This is a genomic window from Streptomyces aureoversilis, assembly GCF_042657885.1.
Taxonomy (GTDB): Bacteria; Actinomycetota; Actinomycetes; order Streptomycetales; family Streptomycetaceae; genus Streptomyces; species Streptomyces aureoversilis.
Genome location: NZ_JBHSKJ010000007.1, coordinates 254,071 through 271,999 on the forward strand (window position 1 = coordinate 254,071; position 17,929 = coordinate 271,999).

General features: G+C 74.0%; 13 protein-coding genes and 1 riboswitch. Of the genes, 4 read left to right on the forward strand and 9 right to left on the reverse strand.

The window, feature by feature from the left end; translation table 11 throughout:
• Window positions 1-345 precede the first annotated feature (345 nt).
• On the forward strand, window positions 346-1,431 hold the full coding sequence (sepH, locus tag ACFPP6_RS14905) for a septation protein SepH (RefSeq protein ID WP_382041548.1): 1,086 nt from the start codon (window positions 346-348) through the stop codon (window positions 1,429-1,431).
• Window positions 1,432-1,806: 375 nt separating this feature from the next.
• Here the strand turns inward: sepH and ACFPP6_RS14910 are convergent, their stop codons facing one another.
• Window positions 1,807-2,643, reverse strand: coding sequence for a sulfurtransferase (locus ACFPP6_RS14910; RefSeq protein ID WP_382041551.1), 837 nt, complete (start codon window positions 2,641-2,643; stop codon window positions 1,807-1,809).
• A 293-nt stretch (window positions 2,644-2,936) separates the two neighbouring features.
• Here ACFPP6_RS14910 and ACFPP6_RS14915 point away from each other — a divergent pair, with 293 nt between their 5' ends.
• Entirely contained in the window at window positions 2,937-3,782 is an 846-nt protein-coding gene (locus ACFPP6_RS14915) for a VOC family protein (RefSeq protein WP_382041553.1), read from the forward strand.
• Here ACFPP6_RS14915 and ACFPP6_RS14920 read toward each other — a convergent pair.
• The 4 genes from ACFPP6_RS14920 to ACFPP6_RS14935 all read right to left on the reverse strand — a co-directional run bounded on the left by ACFPP6_RS14920 (window position 3,757) and on the right by ACFPP6_RS14935 (window position 9,717).
• Window positions 3,757-4,434 (reverse strand): thymidine kinase, encoded by a 678-nt coding sequence (locus ACFPP6_RS14920; protein WP_058042138.1) that lies wholly within the window; start codon window positions 4,432-4,434, stop codon window positions 3,757-3,759. The genes ACFPP6_RS14915 and ACFPP6_RS14920 overlap by 26 nt on opposite strands.
• Window positions 4,435-4,507: 73 nt before the next feature.
• Window positions 4,508-5,716: an alkaline phosphatase family protein gene (locus ACFPP6_RS14925; protein ID WP_382041556.1), complete on the reverse strand. Its 1,209-nt coding sequence runs from the start codon at window positions 5,714-5,716 to the stop codon at window positions 4,508-4,510.
• Window positions 5,716-6,330: a DUF5998 family protein gene (locus ACFPP6_RS14930; RefSeq protein ID WP_382041559.1), complete on the reverse strand. Its 615-nt coding sequence runs from the start codon at window positions 6,328-6,330 to the stop codon at window positions 5,716-5,718. Before ACFPP6_RS14930 ends, ACFPP6_RS14925 begins: the two co-directional genes overlap by 1 nt.
• Window positions 6,331-6,915: 585 nt before the next feature.
• The gene (locus tag ACFPP6_RS14935; protein ID WP_382041562.1) at window positions 6,916-9,717 is read right to left on the reverse strand and encodes a bifunctional acetate--CoA ligase family protein/GNAT family N-acetyltransferase; all 2,802 of its coding nucleotides are present in this window, start codon (window positions 9,715-9,717) and stop codon (window positions 6,916-6,918) included.
• Between the two features lie 107 nt (window positions 9,718-9,824).
• On the opposite strand from ACFPP6_RS14935, the gene ACFPP6_RS14940 reads away from it, so the two are divergent.
• A complete protein-coding gene (locus ACFPP6_RS14940; protein WP_382041565.1) occupies window positions 9,825-10,106 on the forward strand; it encodes an HPr family phosphocarrier protein in 282 nt (93 codons plus the stop codon).
• Window positions 10,107-10,350: 244 nt separating this feature from the next.
• Here ACFPP6_RS14940 and ACFPP6_RS14945 read toward each other — a convergent pair whose 3' ends face one another.
• The 4 genes from ACFPP6_RS14945 to ACFPP6_RS14960 all read right to left on the reverse strand — a co-directional run bounded on the left by ACFPP6_RS14945 (window position 10,351) and on the right by ACFPP6_RS14960 (window position 15,249).
• Window positions 10,351-11,016 carry a GntR family transcriptional regulator gene (locus ACFPP6_RS14945; RefSeq protein ID WP_382041568.1) on the reverse strand — a complete coding sequence of 222 codons (666 nt, stop codon included), beginning with the start codon at window positions 11,014-11,016 and terminating at the stop codon, window positions 10,351-10,353.
• Window positions 11,017-11,286: 270 nt separating this feature from the next.
• Complete coding sequence (locus ACFPP6_RS14950) at window positions 11,287-12,096, reverse strand: M23 family metallopeptidase (protein ID WP_382041571.1); 810 nt, start codon at window positions 12,094-12,096, stop codon at window positions 11,287-11,289.
• Between the two features lie 13 nt (window positions 12,097-12,109).
• Window positions 12,110-12,265: riboswitch (cyclic di-AMP (ydaO/yuaA leader) on the reverse strand.
• Window positions 12,266-12,481: 216 nt separating this feature from the next.
• Complete coding sequence (locus ACFPP6_RS14955) at window positions 12,482-13,849, reverse strand: M16 family metallopeptidase (protein WP_382041794.1); 1,368 nt, start codon at window positions 13,847-13,849, stop codon at window positions 12,482-12,484.
• A 47-nt stretch (window positions 13,850-13,896) separates the two neighbouring features.
• Window positions 13,897-15,249, reverse strand: coding sequence for a M16 family metallopeptidase (locus ACFPP6_RS14960; protein ID WP_382041797.1), 1,353 nt, complete (start codon window positions 15,247-15,249; stop codon window positions 13,897-13,899).
• Window positions 15,250-15,472: 223 nt separating this feature from the next.
• On the opposite strand from ACFPP6_RS14960, the gene ACFPP6_RS14965 reads away from it, so the two are divergent.
• Complete coding sequence (locus ACFPP6_RS14965) at window positions 15,473-17,929, forward strand: DNA gyrase/topoisomerase IV subunit A (RefSeq protein ID WP_382041574.1); 2,457 nt, start codon at window positions 15,473-15,475, stop codon at window positions 17,927-17,929.

A 17,929-nucleotide genomic window follows, 5' to 3' on the forward strand; every position in this document is an offset into this window, starting at 1 on the left:
CCTGCCTCTGTGTAGCCTTGGGTCCGTCTTGCAGGTAGAAGAGACATTCGAGCGTAACGAACAGTTCCGATTCCGGCGATTCTGTGAACCTCGACACCCGCGCAACCGCCTTCGCGCGCGATAGGTACGATCAACTCCCTTCTCCCGCGTGAACTTCGATGGCGCGCCATTCCACCCCCAGTGGCCCGAATGGAGTACTGTGACGAGCCCTGGCCCCGGTGTCCCGTCCGGCTGCCTGGACCCAACGGGCGGGGCCCCACCGGCTCTCACCCCCGTCAACTCGGCAATGTTGTGGCAGGCTGCACCCGGGCAGGCCACACTCGACTAGCGGAAGCAGCGACGCACGTGACGTCGGCAGGCACCACCCGGGAGGTCCCCATGCCCGAACTGCGTGTCGTGGCCGTCTCCAACGACGGCACACGGCTGGTGCTCAAGGCTGCGGACAGCACGGAGTACACCCTTCCCATCGACGAACGGCTGCGCGCCGCCGTGCGCAACGACCGTGCTCGTCTGGGGCAGATCGAGATCGAGGTGGAGAGTCATCTCCGCCCCCGCGACATCCAGGCGCGCATACGTGCGGGAGCCTCCGCGGAGGAGGTGGCGCAGCTCGCGGGCATCCCCGTCGAGCGGGTGCGCCGGTTCGAGGGCCCGGTCCTGGCCGAGCGCGCGTTCATGGCCGAGCGCGCCCGCAAGACGGCGGTGCGCCGCCCCGGCGAGAACACCGGCCCGCTCCTCGGCGAGGCCGTGGCCGAGCGGCTCATACTGCGCGGGGCCGAGAAGGACACCGCACAGTGGGACTCCTGGCGCCGGGACGACGGCACGTGGGAGGTCCTGCTCGTCTACCGGGCGGCAGGTGAGCCCCGCGCGGCGAGCTGGTCGTACGACCCGCCGAGGCGGATCGTTCAAGCGATGGACGACGAGGCCCGCGCGCTCATCGGCGAGACCGACGACACGCCCGAGCCGAGCTTCCCCTTCGTGCCCCGGATCGCCCGGCTGCCACGGGACAGGCCCCTCGACCGGTCGCTGGACCGGCACCAGGCCGCGTCCTCCGGCCCGCCGTCCTCGTCCGAGGCGGACACCGAGCCGTCCGAGGAACCGCCCGCCAAGGAGCGGGATTCGCTGACGAGCCTGCTCGAAGCGGTCCCCAGCTTCCGCGGCGACATGGTCGTCCCCGAAACGCCCTCGGTCGCACCGGCGAATGACGAACCGTCCGACGAGCCGGAGGCCGTCGAGCCCCCGGCGCCGGCGGCGAGCGCGGGCGCCGCGTACGCGGACGTCCTCATGCCGCGGTCCGTGGCCGGCCACCGCGACCGGCTGGTCGGCACGACGGACCGTCAGGCCGAGGCCGACGGGGTCCGACCGGGCCGCCGGGCGGCGGTCCCCAGCTGGGACGAGATCGTCTTCGGCACCCGCCGCAAGAAACAGGAGTGACCACCACGCCAGTGACCATCCGTCAGTCCCCCGGCTCCGGCCGGGGGGCGACGACGGCAGCGCGCACCGGGCCGCCCGTGGAGGGCGGGCCCGACGGGAGCACGCGGTCATCTGCGCCCGCCGCCGCGGCGCCCGGCCACGACGGTGCTCTCCGGCGGTGCCGTCCCACCCCGGGCAGGGTCCCTCCACCCCGTATGCGGCCGGCTCGGCACCGCCGGACCGCACCGTGAGGGCTTCCCTCCGTCGCGGCGGGAAGCCAACCGCTCGACGGGCGGGACTACAGGCCGTCGGGCCTGCCTGCCCCGGTCCGCGGCCCGCTCCACGGGACGGCCGGTGAGCCGCCCGCAGGGCCGCCCCGCAGACCGGTCTGCGAGCTCAGCCCGGCTGCGGGCCCGTGGCCACCGGGCGCGAGGGATCCGAGGACCACTCGCTCCACGAACCCACGTACAGGGCCGCCGGGATGCCCGCCACGGCCATCGCGAGGAGCTGGTGCGCGGCGGAGACGCCGGATCCGCAGTAGACGCCCACCTCGGCGCCGTCCACCGCGCCCAGGGCGCCGAAGCGGGCGGCCAGTTCGGCCGCGGGCCGCAGCCGCCCGTCCGCCGCCACGTTCTCCGTCGTCGGCGCCGAGACCGCGCCCGGGATGTGCCCGGCGACCGCGTCGATCGGCTCGGTCTCGCCCCGGTAGCGCTCCCCCGCCCGGGCGTCCAGCAGCAGCCCGCGGCGGGCCAGCGCCGCCGCACCGTCCGCGTCGAGCAGCGGCAGCGCCCCCGGCGCCGGCACGAAGTCCCCCTCGCGCGCGGGCGACCGCCCGGCCTCGACCTCCCCGCCCTGCGCCCGCCAGGCCGCCAGGCCGCCGTCCAGGACGCGCACGGACGGATGCCCGGCCCAGCGCAGCATCCACCAGGCCCGCGCGGCCGCCCAGCCCTGCCCCCCGTCGTAGACGACGACGTCCCCGCCGGAGCCGACGCCCGCCCTGCGCATCGCCGCGCCGAACTCGCCGAGCCCGGGCAGCGGATGCCTGCCCTGCTTCCCCGGCGGGCCGGCGAGCTCGCCCTCGAGGTCCACGTAGACCGCGCCGGGGATGTGCCCCGCCTCGTACTCCGGCCGGCCGGGCGGGCCGCCGAGCTGATAGCGGACGTCCAGCAGGACGGGCGGCTGCCCGCCGGCCGACGCGTCCATGAGTTCGACTGCGGAGATGATGGCATTCATGGCCCCCATCCTGACGTAGTCCGGCGTGCGTCGAACGGGCCTCTGGCGAGGTGGCGCACAACTGATCGATACTGGGCGCCGCCGTTCGCCGGGGCGCGCTCGGGCGCCGGAACGGTACTGCCCCCGCGATTCCGGGCATTCTCCTGCGGGAACCCGGGAGTCCCGGCGCGGCCGGGGGGCGCGTGGCGGCAGGTGGTGCAACCATCTGGTCGTGCCCCGTCCCGTACCACCCCCGCGCGCCGCGGCCCGGCGCGGGTCGCGCGGCCACCACGATGGTCCGAGGAGAGAGTGACATGACCGAGGTTTGGGGCTCCCCCCGGCCAGGAGCGGGGGAGGTCCGGCAGGCGCCGGGCAGCCCGTGCTGGACGAGTCTCCTGGCGCACGACCTGGAGGCGATCCAGGACTTCTACGGCGGTCTGTTCGGCTGGGCCTTCTACAGCCCCGGGCCGCGCCGACTGGGCCCCTACGTGCGCGCCACGGTCGACGGCCGCGACGTCGCCGGCCTCGGGGAGATCACCCCCGGCCGCCGGCTGCCGACCGCCTGGACCACCTACCTCGCCAGTGACGACGCCGACGAGGCCGCGGAGTGGATCCGCTGCTGCGGCGGCACGGTGGGGGTGGGCCCGCTGTCCGCGGAGGACGCGGGACGGCTGGTGCTCGCCAGCGACCCGGCCGGGGCGCCCTTCGGCGTGTGGCAGGGCCAGACGCTGACCGGCGCCCAGCTCACGGGTGTGCCAGGCACGCCCGCCTGGCACGAGCTGGTGACCCGCCGGGCGTCGGCGGTCGCCGGCTTCTACCGGGCCCTGTTCGGCTACGACGTCAAGCCGGCCGACGCCGCGCGCTCGGCCCGCTCCCCGGTGGACTCCCCGGCGGACCCCGACCCCGGGGACCACCTCACCCTGCAGCTCGACGGCCGTCCGGTCGCCGCGATCCGGGGCGTCGGCGCGGCGCTGCCGCGCGAGCGGGGCCCGCACTGGATGACGTACTTCGAGGTCGCGGACACCGATGCCGCGGCCCTGCGGGTGGTGGAGCTGGGCGGGCGGGTGCTGCGGCCGCCGCACGAGGCGCCGGCCGGCCGGATGGCCACCGTCACCGACCCGGAGGGGGCGGTCTTCACCCTTCTGCGGACGTCCCGTTGACGGGGGCGGGGTCGACGGGCAGCACGTCGGGAGAGAGGGCGGCGGCGCGCGCCGCGGCGGCCGTCAGCCGGCGGCGGTGGTGGCGCCGGCACAGCACCTCGTAACCCACCACGGTCTCGGGCTGGTTGACGTCGCCGACGACCACCTGGGCGCCCTCGACGACCATCTGCCCGCCCACCGTACGGGCGTTGTGCGTGGCCCGCGCACCGCACCAGCACAGCGCCTCGACCTGCAGCACCTCTATGCGGTCGGCGAGTTCGACCAGGCGCTGCGAGCCGGGGAAGAGCTTGGTGCGGAAGTCGGTGGTGATGCCGAAGGCGAAGACGTCGAGTTCGAGGTCGTCCACGATCCGGGCGAGCTGGTCGATCTGGTCCGGCTCGAGGAACTGGGCCTCGTCGGCGATGACGTAGTCGGCGCGGCCCCCGGCGGAGAGGTGGGCGACGATGTGCGCGTAGAAGTCGAACCCCTCGCCCGCCTCGACGGAGTCGGTGACCAGGCCGAGCCGGGAGGAGAGCTTGCCCTCGCCGGCGCGGTCGTTCCGGGTGTAGATCATCCCTTGCAGGCCGCGGGTCGAGCGGTTGTGCTCGATCTGCAGAGCGAGGGTGCTCTTTCCGCAGTCCATGGTTCCGGAGAAGAACACCAGCTCGGGCATGGGGAAGCCAATGCCTTTCATAGGTCGGGGCGTTGAGGGGGCGCGGTCGTACGGGGGCTGCGGGCCTACGGGTTCAGGCACGCACTTCGAGGAGCGGGACCAGCTGCTCCACGGGCGTCATGGAGCCGTGCAGCCCCACCATCGCGGATTCGTTCGGCTCGGTCTCGGTGGCGACGATCGCGATGTCGTCGCGGGCGGCCGCGACCACGTCGCCGATCCGGCCGTGGACGCGGCCGTCCACGCCGTCGCCGGGGCGGCCGAACCAGCCCGCCTCGATCGCCTCGTCGCGGCTCGCGATCCACATCTGCTCGCCGAGCACCTCCCGCCACACCGCGAGGACGTCGGCGGCGGCGCCGGGCACGGCGTAGACGTGGCGGGCGCGGGCCTCCCCGCCGAGCAGGGCGACGCCCGCGCGCAGCTCCCAGTCCTCGTCGAAGTCGATGCGCGACTCGGGGTCGAAGGGGATGTCGATCATGCCGTGGTCGGCGGTGACGTACAGCGCCGAGCGGGGCGGCAGCTGCTCGGCGAGGCGCTGGGCGAGCCGGTCGACGTACATCAACTGGCCGCGCCACTCGTCGGAGTCGACGCCGAAGCGGTGCCCCTTGCCGTCGACGTCGCTGTAGTACGTGTAGACGAGCGAGCGGTCCGCGGCGCCGAGGCGGTCGGCGGCGAGGTCCATCCGGTCCTCGCCGGAGAGCCGCCCGTGGAAGGTGCCGCCGCTCAGCGCGATCTTCGTCAGTGGGGTGTGCTGGAAGTCCGGGGCGGAGACCTGGCAGGTGTGCACCCCGGCCGCGTCCGCGAGCTGGAAGACGGTCGGGTACGGCTGCCAGACGTGCGGGTCGGTCCAGGGCCGCCAGCGCAGCTGGTTCATCAGCTGCCCCGTGGCCGGGTCGGCGACGGTGTAGCCGGGCAGGCCGTGGGCGCCCGGCGGCAGCCCGGTGCCCACCGAGGCGAGGGAGGTCGCCGTGGTGGACGGGAAGCCGGCCGTCAGGGGCGAGCCGGTGCCGTTGTTCGAGCCGGTCATCAGCGAGTGCAGGAACGGCGCCTCGGCGGGGTGGGCGCGCAGCAGCTCCCAGCCGAGGCCGTCGATCAGGAAGACGCACACGCGGTCGGCGGGGGCGAGCTCCAGGCCCGTGGAGAATCCGGGGACCCCCATGCCGGCCGCGACCGCGGGCAGCAGGTCGGCCAGCGAGCCCGTGCCGTAGCGGGGCAGCGGGGCGGAGCGGGGGTCGAGCGGGACGGGCTCGTGCCAGGCGGAGCCCACCGTCGTGGAAGAGGACATCAGCGGCCGGTCGCCGCACCGGCCGCGGGAGCCGCAGGGGCTGCGGTGGCCTCGGAAAGTGCCTGGGCGAAGGCCAGCGCCTGGCGGACGGTGTCCGGGCCGTCACCCGCCTCGCTGACGCGCAGGCTCAGGTCGTCGGCCGTGGAGGAGCCGGTGTAGCCGTGGTCCGCGTCGCAGTTGGGGTCACCGCAGGCGGCCGGCTCCAGGTCGATCCGGGACACCGCGCCCCAGCCGATGTTCAGCACGACCTCGCGGGGCAGGGTGCCGGGCGTGTACGACTCCGGGTTGGCGACGACGCGGCTCAGCACGACCGAGGAGATCCGCTCCAGCTTCACGGATTCCGTGGAGGTGGTGGCGTACGGGGACGGCGAGGTGCCGTCGGCGGCCTGCTCGTCGGTGTGGCTGACGATGAACCGGGTGCCGGTGAGGACGAGGACCGTGACGTGACGGCGCACCTCGTTGGAGTCGAACGTCGTCTCCTGGTGCACCAGGTACGACGCGACCGGCTCCCCGCCCACTGCGGCCTCCACCGCCTCGGCCACGAGGGCCGGGTAGTAGCCACTGCGCTCGATCGCCGCGCGCAGCCCTTGGGTCGTCGTACCGGTCTTCGCCATAAGCCCATCCTAAGGGGCCCACGGGCCCCAACCGCCCGATGCGCCCACGCCGGCCCTGGCCGGGACCACCGGGTGGGACGGGCATCACACACTGGCGCGGGCGGGCCGCCGCGGCGGCTGAGCGCCGATGCGTCTCCGCAGCGGCGGCCGGGGGCGCCCGGACGGGGTCGAGGGCGGCAGCGACGCAAGCATCGCCGTGCAGGCGATCCACTCCGCCGCGACCCCCGCGGCGGCCACCGGCGGTGCCGGACCGACCGCAGCCCACAGGGGGGGAAGCCCGCCGCAGGCGCACCGGTACCGCCGTACACCGCCGTCACACCGCCGTCGTCGCTGCGGCGGGACGGGGGTGCCCGGACCGGGCCGAGCGCGGCGGCAGCGGCAAGCATCACCGTCCAGGCGATCCACTCCGCCGCGACGGCGGAAAACCCCCGCGGCGGCCACCGGCGGTGCCGAGCCGACCGCAGTCCACAGCGCGAAAGCCCGCCGCAGGCGCCGCGGCTCTGCCCGGACCGGCGCGGGGCGGCGACCGGGAATGCCGGGCCGGGGGCTCGCGGCGCGCAGGGGCGGACCGGTGGGCTGTTGCCGTCAGACCACCGGCAGGCTGCGCGGGCCCAGGTCCGTGCGGGCCGGGGCCGGGGCCAGGCGGATGGTGGCGCCCAGGACGTGCACCCCCTGGGGGGCGACGATCACCGGCTCCAGGTCGGCGCCGACGACCTCGGGGTGGTCGTCGACCAGCCGGGAGACGCGCAGCAGCAGCTCCTCCAGGGCCCTGGTGTCGACGGGCGTCGTGCCGCGCCAGCCGAAGAGCAGCGGGGCGGTGCGGATGGAGCGGATCTGCTCGGCGGCGTCGCGGTCGGTGACGGGGACGAGCCGGTGGGCCGTGTCGCCGAGGAGCAGGGAGGGCGCCCCGGCCAGGCCGAAGGACAGGACCGCCCCCGCCGCCGGGTCGATCGCCGCCCGTACGACGGTGTCGACCCCGCGCGGCGCCATGGACTGGACGACGAGCCGGGTCTCCTCGGGCTTGCCGAGGAGCTCGGTCAACTCGGCGTACGCGCGGCGCAGTTCCGTTTCGCCGCCCAGGTCGAGCCGGACGCCGCCGAGGTCGGCGCGGTGGCGCAGGTGCGGGGCGGTGGGCTTGAGGGCGACGGGGAAGCCGAGCCGCTGCGCGGCGCGCACCGCACCGTCGGGGTCGGGCGCCGGCAGCGCGGGCAGCACGGCGATCCCGTACCGGGCGAGGAGGCGCTGGGTGTCGGGGGCGGAGAGGGTGACCGCCCGCGGGCCCTCGGGCGGCGGCGCCAGACCGGCCCCGTGGGCCTCCAGCAGCACGCCGATGTCGGCGGCGGCCCCGGCCTCGTCGATGTCGTCGTACTCGGGCACGCGCCCCGGCTCGGCCGCGTGCCGCCGCCAGCGTGCGTAGCGCGCGGCCTCGGCGAGCGCCCGGACGGCCCGCTCGGCGGCGGGGTAGGCCGGTATCCGCACGGCCGGTGCGGAGCCCTCCGCTCCCCCGGCGCCCTCGCCGGCCGGCTCCGCGAGCGCCTCGGCGAGCCCCGGGATCTCCAGGTGCACGACGGTCACCGGCTTGGCGGCGGGCGAGGCCGCGACCGCCTCGCGCAGCGCCCGGGCGAGGTCCGCCGCGGAGGCGTCCCCCACCCACGGGATGGCAGTGACGACGACGGCGTCGCACTCCTCGTCGGCCAGGACGCCGGCCAGCGCCCTGCGGAAGTCGGCGGGCTGGGCGGCGGTGGTGAGGTCGTACGGGGGCTGGGGGCGCAGGCCGTCAGTGAGGCAGGCGTCGTAGGTGAGCAGGGCGAGGGACTCGGAGTTGCCGAGGATGGCGACGCGCGGACCTGCGGGCAGCGGCTGGGAGGCGAGGAGCAGCCCGGTGTCGGCGAGCTCGGTGACCGTGTCGACGCGGATGACGCCGGCCTGCCGGAGCAGGTCGGAGACGGTGGCGTCGGGGATCCGGGTGGTGGGCACGGCGTGCCCGGTGGGCGCGGCCCCGCCGTGGCGGGCGCCCTTGACGACGACGACCGGCTTGCGGGCGGCGGTGCGCCGCGCGAGGCGGGTGAACTTGCGGGGGTTGCCGATGGACTCCAGGTACATGAGCACGAGGTCGGTGTCCGGGTCGTCGTGCCAGTACTGCAGGAAGTCGTTGCCGGAGACGTCCGCGCGGTTGCCGGCGGAGACGAAGGTGGAGATGCCGACGAGCCCTGCGGCGCGCCGGTGGAGCCCGGAGAGCAGGGCGATGCCGATGGCCCCGGACTGGCTGAAGAGCCCTATGCGGCCGGCGGCGGGCAGCTCGGGCGACAGGGAGGCGTTGAGGCGGACGCCGCCGGCGGTGTTGATGAGGCCGAAGGCGTTGGGCCCGATGATGCGCATCCCGTAGGAGCGGGCCTGGCGCACGAGCTCGCGCTGGCGCTCGCGCCCGTCGGCGCCGCTCTCGCCGTACCCGGCGGAGAGGACGACGAGGCCCTGGACGCCGTGCTCGCCGCATTCGGCGACGACGGAGGGCACCTGATCGGCGGGCACGGCCACGACGGCGAGGTCGACGGGCCCGTCGATACCGAGGACGGAGCGGTGAGCCGGCACGCCTTCGGGGTCGAGCCGTGTGGTGCCCTCGGGGAAGGCGTGGTTGACGGCGTGGACCTGCCCGGTGAAGCCGCCCGCCAGCAGGTTGCGCAGCACGGCCCGCCCCATGCCGCCCGGCGCGCGCCCGGTGCCGATGACGGCCACGGAGCCGGGGGCGAGCAGCCGCTGCACCGAGCGGGCCTCGGCGCGCTGCTCGCGGGCCCGCTGGACGGCGAGGGAGCGGTCCGTGGGCTCCAGGTCCAGTTCGAGGCGGACCACACCGTCCTCGAAGCTGCGCTTCTGGGTGTAGCCCGCGTCCGTGAACACCTTGATCATCTTGGTGTTGGCGGGCAGCACCTCGGCGCTGAAGCGCCGGATCGCGCGCTCGCGGGCCACGGCGGCGATGTGCTCCAGGAGGGCGGAGGCGACGCCGCGGCCCTGGTGGGCGTCCTGCACGAGGAAGGCGACCTCGGCCTCGTCGGCGGGCTCGGAGGCCGGCATGCCGCGGCCGTCGATGCGGTCGTAGCGGACGGTGGCGATGAACTCGCCGCCGACCGTGGCGGCGAGGCCGACGCGGTCGACGTAGTCGTGATGGGTGAAGCGGTGGACGTCCCGGTCGGAGAGGCGGGGGTAGGGGGCGAAGAAGCGGTAGTACTTCGACTCGTCCGAGACCTGCTCGTAGAAGCTCACCAGACGCTGGGCGTCGTCGGGGGTGATGGGGCGCAGGTGCGCGGTGCCGCCGTCGCGCAGCACGACGTCGGCTTCCCAGTGGGTGGGGTACGCGTACTCGGGCCCGGACTGCGCCGGCGTCGTCTGCATGGGGCCAGCGTAAGGCCGGGCACGGACATCGGAAGCGCTGCGCCGGAGCACTCCGGGCACCGTGAGACACTGGTCTAGACAACCCCTACGACTTGAAGGGCAACACCATGGCTGAGCGCCGCGTCAACGTCGGCTGGGCCGAGGGCCTGCACGCCCGTCCCGCGTCGATCTTCGTCCGTGCGGCGACCGCCGCCGGCGTCCCCGTGACGATCGCCAAGGCCGACGGCAACCCGGTCAACGCCGGCTCCATGCTGGCCGTGCTGGGCCTGGGCGCCCAGGGTGGCGAGGAGATCGTCCTCTCCAGCGACGCCGAGGGCGCCGAGGCCGCCCTGGACCGTCTGGCGAAGCTGGTCGCCGAGGGTCTCGAGGAGCTCCCGGAGACCGTCTGATTCGACGGAATCGCGCGCGGCGGGGCCGCGGCGGCCGATTGAGGGCCGCCGTGGCCCCGCTGTCGTTTTCCCGGCCGCACCCCGCGCACCCCATTCACACCCCGCGTGCGCCCGCGCGAAATCCATGGCATTCCAGCGGTAACAGCCGGGCATTCCTTTGGCGGAAGTTCGGCCGGAGATGGTTCCTGCGGTAACACCGGACGTAAATAGGTACGCTCCCGGGAACCCGGATCGGGAACCGGGGTCAGGAACCGGAGATCACCGTTCGCACGGCCGGGCCCGCATTCCGCACGCGGGCCGCCGGGACGGTGCGGCGCAGCCGGAATTCGCCGGGCGCCCGGTCCGCACGGGCCGCCGCGATGGCCCGGGCGCGCTCCGCGTCGCCGCGGGCGACGGCGTCCACGAGGGCGCCGAGCACCTCCCAGGTGTCGACGGGGCGCGCGGGCGGCTCCGCCGCGTACACCCAGGCGATCTTGAGCCGGAGCTGGGTGAGCAGGCCCGCGAGGCTCGGGCTGCCGGACGCCTGGGCGAGGGTCTCGTCGAACCAGTCCCCGAGCGGCCGCAGCTCGCCCGTACGCCCGCCCCGGGCGCGCTCCTGGCCGAGCCGGACCAGACCGCGCAGCACCTTCAGGTGCGCCTCCGTACGGCGCTGTGCGGCGCGCGCGGCGCCCAGCGGCTCCAGCAGGGCGCGGACCTCCAGCAGATCGGCGGCCTCCTGCTCGGTCGGCTCCGCGACGCAGGCGCCCGCGTGCCGCCGGGTGGTCACGAACCCCTCCGAGGCGAGGGTGCGCAGCGCCTCGCGCACGGGCACGCGCGAAACGCCGTAGCGGCGCGCGAGGACTTCTTCGGTGAGCCTGCTGCCGGGCGGAAACGTGCCGGAAACAATGTCGTCACGGATCGCCGTGCACACGGCGTGCGCGGAAATGCGACGGCCGCTCTGATTCGCTGTGCCATCACCGTTCACGTACGGCCCCGCATGGGTGAACCTCCGCATAACCCCCGCGAAACGCGGCCGATTGACGCCTGTTCAGCGACTCTATTGCAGCCGCCCGCGATTTCCGACGGCGCACGTGAAGTCATCGATATGTTTTGGCCAACACGAGGATACGACGAAGGCCCCGGCCGGTGGGCCGGGGCCTTCGTCAGGCGAATGTGCCGCGCGGGGGCGCGGGCGGGTGCGTCAGAGGTTGACGCCGTGCTCGCTGAGGTAGGCGACCGGGTCGATGTCGGTGCCGTACGTGGCGCCGGTGCGGGCCTCGAAGTGCAGGTGCGGGCCGGTGACGTTGCCCGTGGCGCCGGAGAGGCCGATCTGCTGGCCGGCGGTGACCGACTGGCCGACGCTGACGTCGATGGACGAGAGGTGGCCGTACTGCGTGTAGGTGCCGTCGTTGTGCTTGATGACGACGTTGTTGCCGTAGGCGCCGCCCCAGCCGGCCTCGACGATGGTGCCCGCGCCCACGGCCTGGATCGAGGTGCCGGTCGCGGCGTGCATGTCGATGCCGGTGTGGCTGCCGGAGGACCACAGGCCGCTGGAGGCCTTGTAGGACGTGGAGACGTACGAGCCGGCGATCGGCGAGACGAAGGTGTTGAGGCGCTTGCGCTCCTGCTCGCGGGCGGCGCGCTCCTGCTCCTTGCGCTCGGCCTCGGCCTTGCGCTTGGCCTCGTCCGCGGCCTTCTTGACGTCGGCGGCCTCCTGCTTGGCGGCGGCCTCGGCCTCGTGGACGGCGGTGTTCTCGGCCGCGGCGCTGGTCTGGACCTGGGCCTGCTCGCCGATGCGGCCGGCCGTGTCCTCGCCGATGACGACGGCCTGGGTCAGGCCGGTGTCCTCGGTGGGGCGGTGGGTCTCGTCGGGAGAGGCGGCCATCGCCGGGGCGGCGAGGCCCGCGACGACACCGGTGGCGGCGAGGGTGGCTATGCCCGCCGCGTTCGCGCTGACGCGAACGGCGCGGCTCGGCTTGCGGTGCTTCCCGGTGGCACGAGTGAACGCCATTGGTGAGGCTGGTCCTTTCCTTCCCTCTCGCCTACCGGGTTAGCTGACGGGTTCGGAGCAGGAAGGTCTCCTACGGATCCCTCCGGAAAGGGGCCCGATTCACCCCAGGGACACTTGGGTCCCCGGCTCCCCTGGCTCGCGCCGTACGGGGACTCGGCGATGTCTGCCCGGGCCGCGGATGCGACGCACATCTGACGGACAGACGCTTTGACGCTAGACGCCGCCACTTTCGATCGGCAAACAGAAGCCCCATTTTGTGGCCCACGCCACAACGCAGACGTGCAACCACTCCGCTAAATCGGACATTTGGCAGGCACACGCGCCTCAGGGGCGCGCGTGCCTGCCGGTTGACGGGCCGGCCGGCGCGGCCGGCCCGCCGCGGGCTTCAGCCCGTGATCACGGTCACTTCCCCGATGCCGAGGGCCCGGACGGGCTCCTCGATCTGCGCGGCGTCACCGACGAGCACCGTCACCAGGCGGTCGACCGGGAAGGCGCTCACCACGGCGGCGGTGGCCTCCACCGTGCCCGTCGCGGCGAGGCGCTCGTACAGGCGCGCCTGGAAGTCGTCCGGCAGGTGCTGCTCGACCTGGTCGGCGAGGGTGCCCGCGACGGCCGCCGCCGTCTCGTACTTCAGCGGGGCGACGCCGACGAGGTTCTGCACGGCGGAGTCGCGCTCCTCGTCCGTCAGGCCCCCTGCGGCGAGGGTGCGCAGGACGGTCCACAGGTCCTCCAGCGCGGGGCCGGTGGAGGCGGTGTCCACCGAGCCGCTGATGGCGAGCATGGCCGCGCCGGTGCCCTCCGGCGTGGACAGCAGCACCTGGCCGAAGGCCCGCACGCCGTAGGTGTAGCCCTTCTCCTCGCGCAGGACGCGGTCCAGACGGGAGGTGAGGGTGCCGCCCAGGCAGTACGTGCCGACGCTCTGGGCGGGCCAGACCTGGCCGTGCCGGTCGGCGCCGATGCGGCCGATGAGGAGCTGCGTCTGGACCGCGCCGGGGCGGTCCACGATGACGACGCGGCCGGTGTCGTCCGCGGTGACCGGCTTGAGCGGGTACGGCTCGGCGGGGGAACCCGTCCAGGCGCCGAGGGAGTCGGCGAGGGCCTCGTCGAGGTCGACTCCGGTGAAGTCGCCGACGACCACGGCGGTCGTGGTGGCGGGGCGCACGTGGGCCTCGTAGAAGGCCCGCACGGAGGCGGCGTCGATGCGGGCGACGGTCTCCTCGCTGCCCTGGCGCGGGCGGGACATCCGCGAGCCGGCCGGGAAGAGCTCCTTGGAGAGCGCCATGGCGGCCCGGCGGGCGGGGTTGGCCAGCTCGTGCGGGATCTCGTCCAGGCGGTTGCCCACCAGCCGCTCGACCTCGTGGTCGGGGAAGGCGGGGGCGCGCAGCGCGTCGGCCACGAGACCGAGGGCCTTGCCTAGCCGGGAGGCGGGGACCTCCAGGGACAGGCGCACGCCCGGGTGGTCGGCGTGGGCGTCGAGGGTGGCGCCGCAGCGCTCCAGCTCGGCGGTGAACTCCTCGGCGGTGTGCTTGTCGGTGCCTTCGGACAGGGCGCGCGCCATGATGGTGGCGACGCCGTCGAGGCCCTCCGGCTCCGCGGCGAGGGGGGCCACCACGTTGATGTCGACGGCGATGACCTGCTGGCCCGGGCGGTGGCAGCGCAGCACCGTCAGGCCGTTGGGGAGCGTGCCGCGCTCGGGGGCGGGGAAGGCCCAGGGGGCCGCGGTCCCGGCTTGCGGCTGCGGGTGGAAGGCCATAGAAGAATGCGGAGGCTGGGTGGGCTGGGCGGGGGCCAGGGCGTCGCTCACTTGGCCGTCTCCTCTTCTGCTTCGGCGTTCTCGTCGGCGGCGGGGGCGGCCGGCTCGGTGGGCTCGTACACCAGCACGGCGCGGTTGTCGGGGCGCAGGCGGGCCCGGGCGACCTGCCGCACCTCCTCCGGCGTGATGTCCAGGACGCGCTGCACGGCGGTCAGGGCGAGCTGGGGGTCGCCGAACAGCACCGCGAAGCGGCACAGTTCGTCGGCGCGGCCGCTGACGGTGGAGAGCCGGTCCAGCCACTCGCGCTCCAGCTGGGCCTGGGCGCGCTCCATCTCCGCGGGGGTCGGGCCCTCGGCGGCGAAGCGGGCGAGCTCCTCGTCGACGGCGGCCTCGATGCCGGCCACCTCGGCGCCGCCGGACGCCTTGACGTCCAGCCAGCCCAGCGAGGGGGCGCCGGCGAGCCGCAGCAGGCCGAAGCCGGCGGCGACGGCGGAGCGGTCGTGGCGGACCAGGCGGTTGTGCAGGCGGGAGGACTCGCCGCCGCCGAGGACGGTGACGGCCAGGTCGGCGGCGTCGGCCTCGCGGGAGCCGTCCTGCGGGAGGCGGTAGGCGGCCATCATGGCGCGGGCCGGGACCTCCTCGCGGACGACCTGGCGCAGCTCCTCGCCGATGACGTCGGGCAGGCTGCCGTCGCGCGGGGGCTGCTTGCCGTCGTGCGCGGGAATCGAACCGAAGTACTTCTCGATCCAGGCGAGGGTCTGCTCGGGGTCGATGTCGCCGACGACCGACAGGACCGCGTTGCCCGGGGCGTAGTACGTGCGGAAGAAGGCGCGGGCGTCCTCCAGGGAGGCCGCGTCCAGGTCGGCCATGGAGCCGATCGGGGTGTGGTGGTACGGGTGGCCGTCCGGGAAGACCATGGCGGTCAGCCGCTCGAAGGCGGTCCCGTAGGGGACGTTGTCGTAGCGCTGGCGGCGCTCGTTCTTGACGACGTCGCGCTGGTTCTCCATCGACTCGTCGTCGAGGGCGGTGAGCAGGGAGCCCATCCGGTCGGCCTCGAGCCACAGGGCCAGCTCCAGCTGGTGCGCCGGCATGGTCTCGAAGTAGTTGGTGCGCTCGAAGCTGGTGGTGCCGTTGAGGGAGCCGCCGGCGCCCTGAACCAGCTCGAAATGGCCGTTCCCCTTGACCTGTGCCGAGCCCTGGAACATAAGGTGCTCGAAGAGGTGGGCGAGGCCTGTGCGGCCCTTGACCTCATGGCGCGAGCCGACGTCGTACCAGAGGCAGACGGCGGCGACCGGGGTCAGGTGGTCTTCGGAGAGCACCACCCGCAGGCCGTTGGCCAGGCGGTGCTCGGTCGCTGTGAGGCCGCCGGTACCGGCCTGTTGCGTGGCCGTGTGACCCATGGGCATGTACGTCCCTTCGATCGCTTGAAATCTCGCGCCGGTGCGCGATGACTCGCGTGATGAGCAGTGCTGTCACTGTATGCAAGCGCGCTGACATCCGGCGAAGTTCCCGGCGCGGTGCCCCCTTACGGACGGGTCGTGTCCGGTGTTGTCAGTGGCGCGGTCCACAATGGTCCGCGTCAGCACCCTGCCTCGGCAATCGATCGAAGGAGCCGCAGCCGCGATGGCCCGCCGCAGCACGAAGACCCCGCCGCCGGAGAACTTCGAGGAGCGCATCCTCGACATCGACGTCGTCGACGAGATGCAGGGTTCCTTCCTCGAGTACGCCTACTCCGTCATCTACTCCCGGGCCCTGCCCGACGCGCGCGACGGTCTCAAGCCGGTCCACCGCCGGATCCTCTACCAGATGAACGAGATGGGCCTGCGCCCCGACCGCGGCTACGTGAAGTGCGCCCGCGTCGTGGGCGAGGTGATGGGTAAGCTCCACCCCCACGGCGACGCCTCCATCTACGACGCCCTGGTGCGCATGGCGCAGCCGTTCTCCATGCGCGTGCCGCTGGTCGACGGCCACGGCAACTTCGGCTCCCTCGGCAATGACGACCCGCCCGCGGCCATGCGTTACACCGAGGCCCGGATGGCGTCGGCGACGTCCCTGATGACGGAGTCGATCGACGAGGACACCGTCGATTTCACGCCGAACTACGACGGCAGCGAGCGGGAGCCGGTGGCCCTGCCCGCCGCCTACCCCAACCTGCTGGTCAACGGCTCGTCCGGGATCGCGGTCGGCATGGCGACGAACATGCCGCCGCACAACCTCGGCGAGGTCGTCGCGGCCGCCCGGCACCTGATCAAGCACCCGGGCGCCGACCTCGACACGCTGATGAAGTTCATCCCCGGCCCGGACCTGCCCACGGGCGGCCGGATCGTCGGCCTCTCCGGCGTGCGCGACGCCTACGAGACGGGCCGCGGCACGTTCAAGATCCGCGCCACCGTCTCGGTGGAGACCGTGACGGCCCGCCGCAAGGGCCTGGTCGTCACCGAGCTGCCCTTCACCGTCGGCCCCGAGAAGGTCGTCTCCAAGATCAAGGACCTGGTCGGCTCGAAGAAGCTCCAGGGCATCGCCGACGTCAAGGACCTCACCGACCGCGCCCACGGCCTGCGCCTGGTCATCGAGATCAAGAACGGCTTCAACCCCGAGGCCGTCCTGGAGCAGCTCTACAAGCTCACGCCGATGGAGGAGTCCTTCGGTATCAACAACGTCGCCCTGGTCGACGGCCAGCCGCTGACCCTGGGCCTCAAGGAGCTCCTGGAGGTCTACGTCGACCACCGCTTCGAGGTGGTGCGGCGGCGCAGCGAGTTCCGGCGCGGCAAGCGGCGCGACCGGCTGCACCTGGTCGAGGGCCTGCTGGTGGCCCTGCTCGACATCGACGAGGTCATCAGGATCATTCGATCGAGTGAGAACGCGGCGCAGGCCAAGGAGGCCCTCATCGCGCGCTTCTCCCTCTCCGAGGTGCAGACGCAGTACATCCTCGACACTCCGCTGCGCCGTCTGACGAAGTTCGACCGCATCGAGCTGGAGGCGGAGCGCGACAAGCTCACCGAGGAGATCGAGGAGCTGACGCGGATCCTGGAGTCCGACGCGGAGCTGCGCAAGCTGGTCTCGGGCGAACTGGCGGACGTGGCGAAGAAGTTCGGCACCGACCGCCGTACGGTCCTGCTGGAGTCGGCGGGCGCCCCGGCGTCGGCGGTCCCGCTGCAGGTCGCCGACGACCCGTGCCGCGTGCTGATGTCCTCCACCGGCCTGCTGGCCCGTACGGCCACCGGCGAGCCCTTCCCGCCCGCCGCGGGCGAGGCCAAGCGCGTCAAGCACGACGTGATCGCCTCGGCGGTGCCGGCGACGGCCCTGGGCGAGGTGGGCGCGGTGACGTCGGCCGGGCGCCTGCTGCGGATGCGGGTGATCGACCTGCCGCAGCTGCCGGAGACGGCGGCGGCGCCCAGCCTGGCGGGCGGCGCACCGGTGCCGGAGTTCCTCTCCCTGGCGGACGGCGAGACGGTCGTCTGTCTCACCACGCTGGACGAGTCCTCGCCGGGGCTCGCGATCGGCACGGAGCAGGGCGTCGTCAAGCGCGTGGTCCCCGACTACCCGGCCAACAAGGACGAGCTGGAGGTCATCTCCCTCAAGGACGGCGACCGCATCGTCGGCGCCGCCGAGCTGCGGACGGGCGAGGAGGACCTCGTCTTCGTCACCGACGACGCCCAGCTGCTGCGCTATCCGGCCTCGCAGGTGCGGCCGCAGGGCCGGCCCGCGGGCGGTATGGCGGGCATCAAGCTCGCCGCCGACGCGAAGGTGATCTCCTTCACCGCCATCGACCCGGCGGCCGACGCGGTGGTGTTCACCCAGGCCGGGGCGCGGGGCACCCTGCTGGGGGCCTCGGAGGGCACGGCGAAGCTGACCCCCTTCGACCAGTACCCGCGCAAGGGACGGGCGACGGGCGGCGTGCGCTGCCAGCGCTTCCTCAAGGGCGAGGACTGCCTCGTCATGGCCTGGGCGGGTGCCGCGCCGGCGCGGGCGGCGGACGCGAAGGGCGCTCCGGTGGAGCTGCCGGAGGCCGACCCGCGGCGGGACGGTTCGGGCACTCCCCTGGCGAAGCCGGTGAAGGCGCTGGCGGGCCCGGTGTAA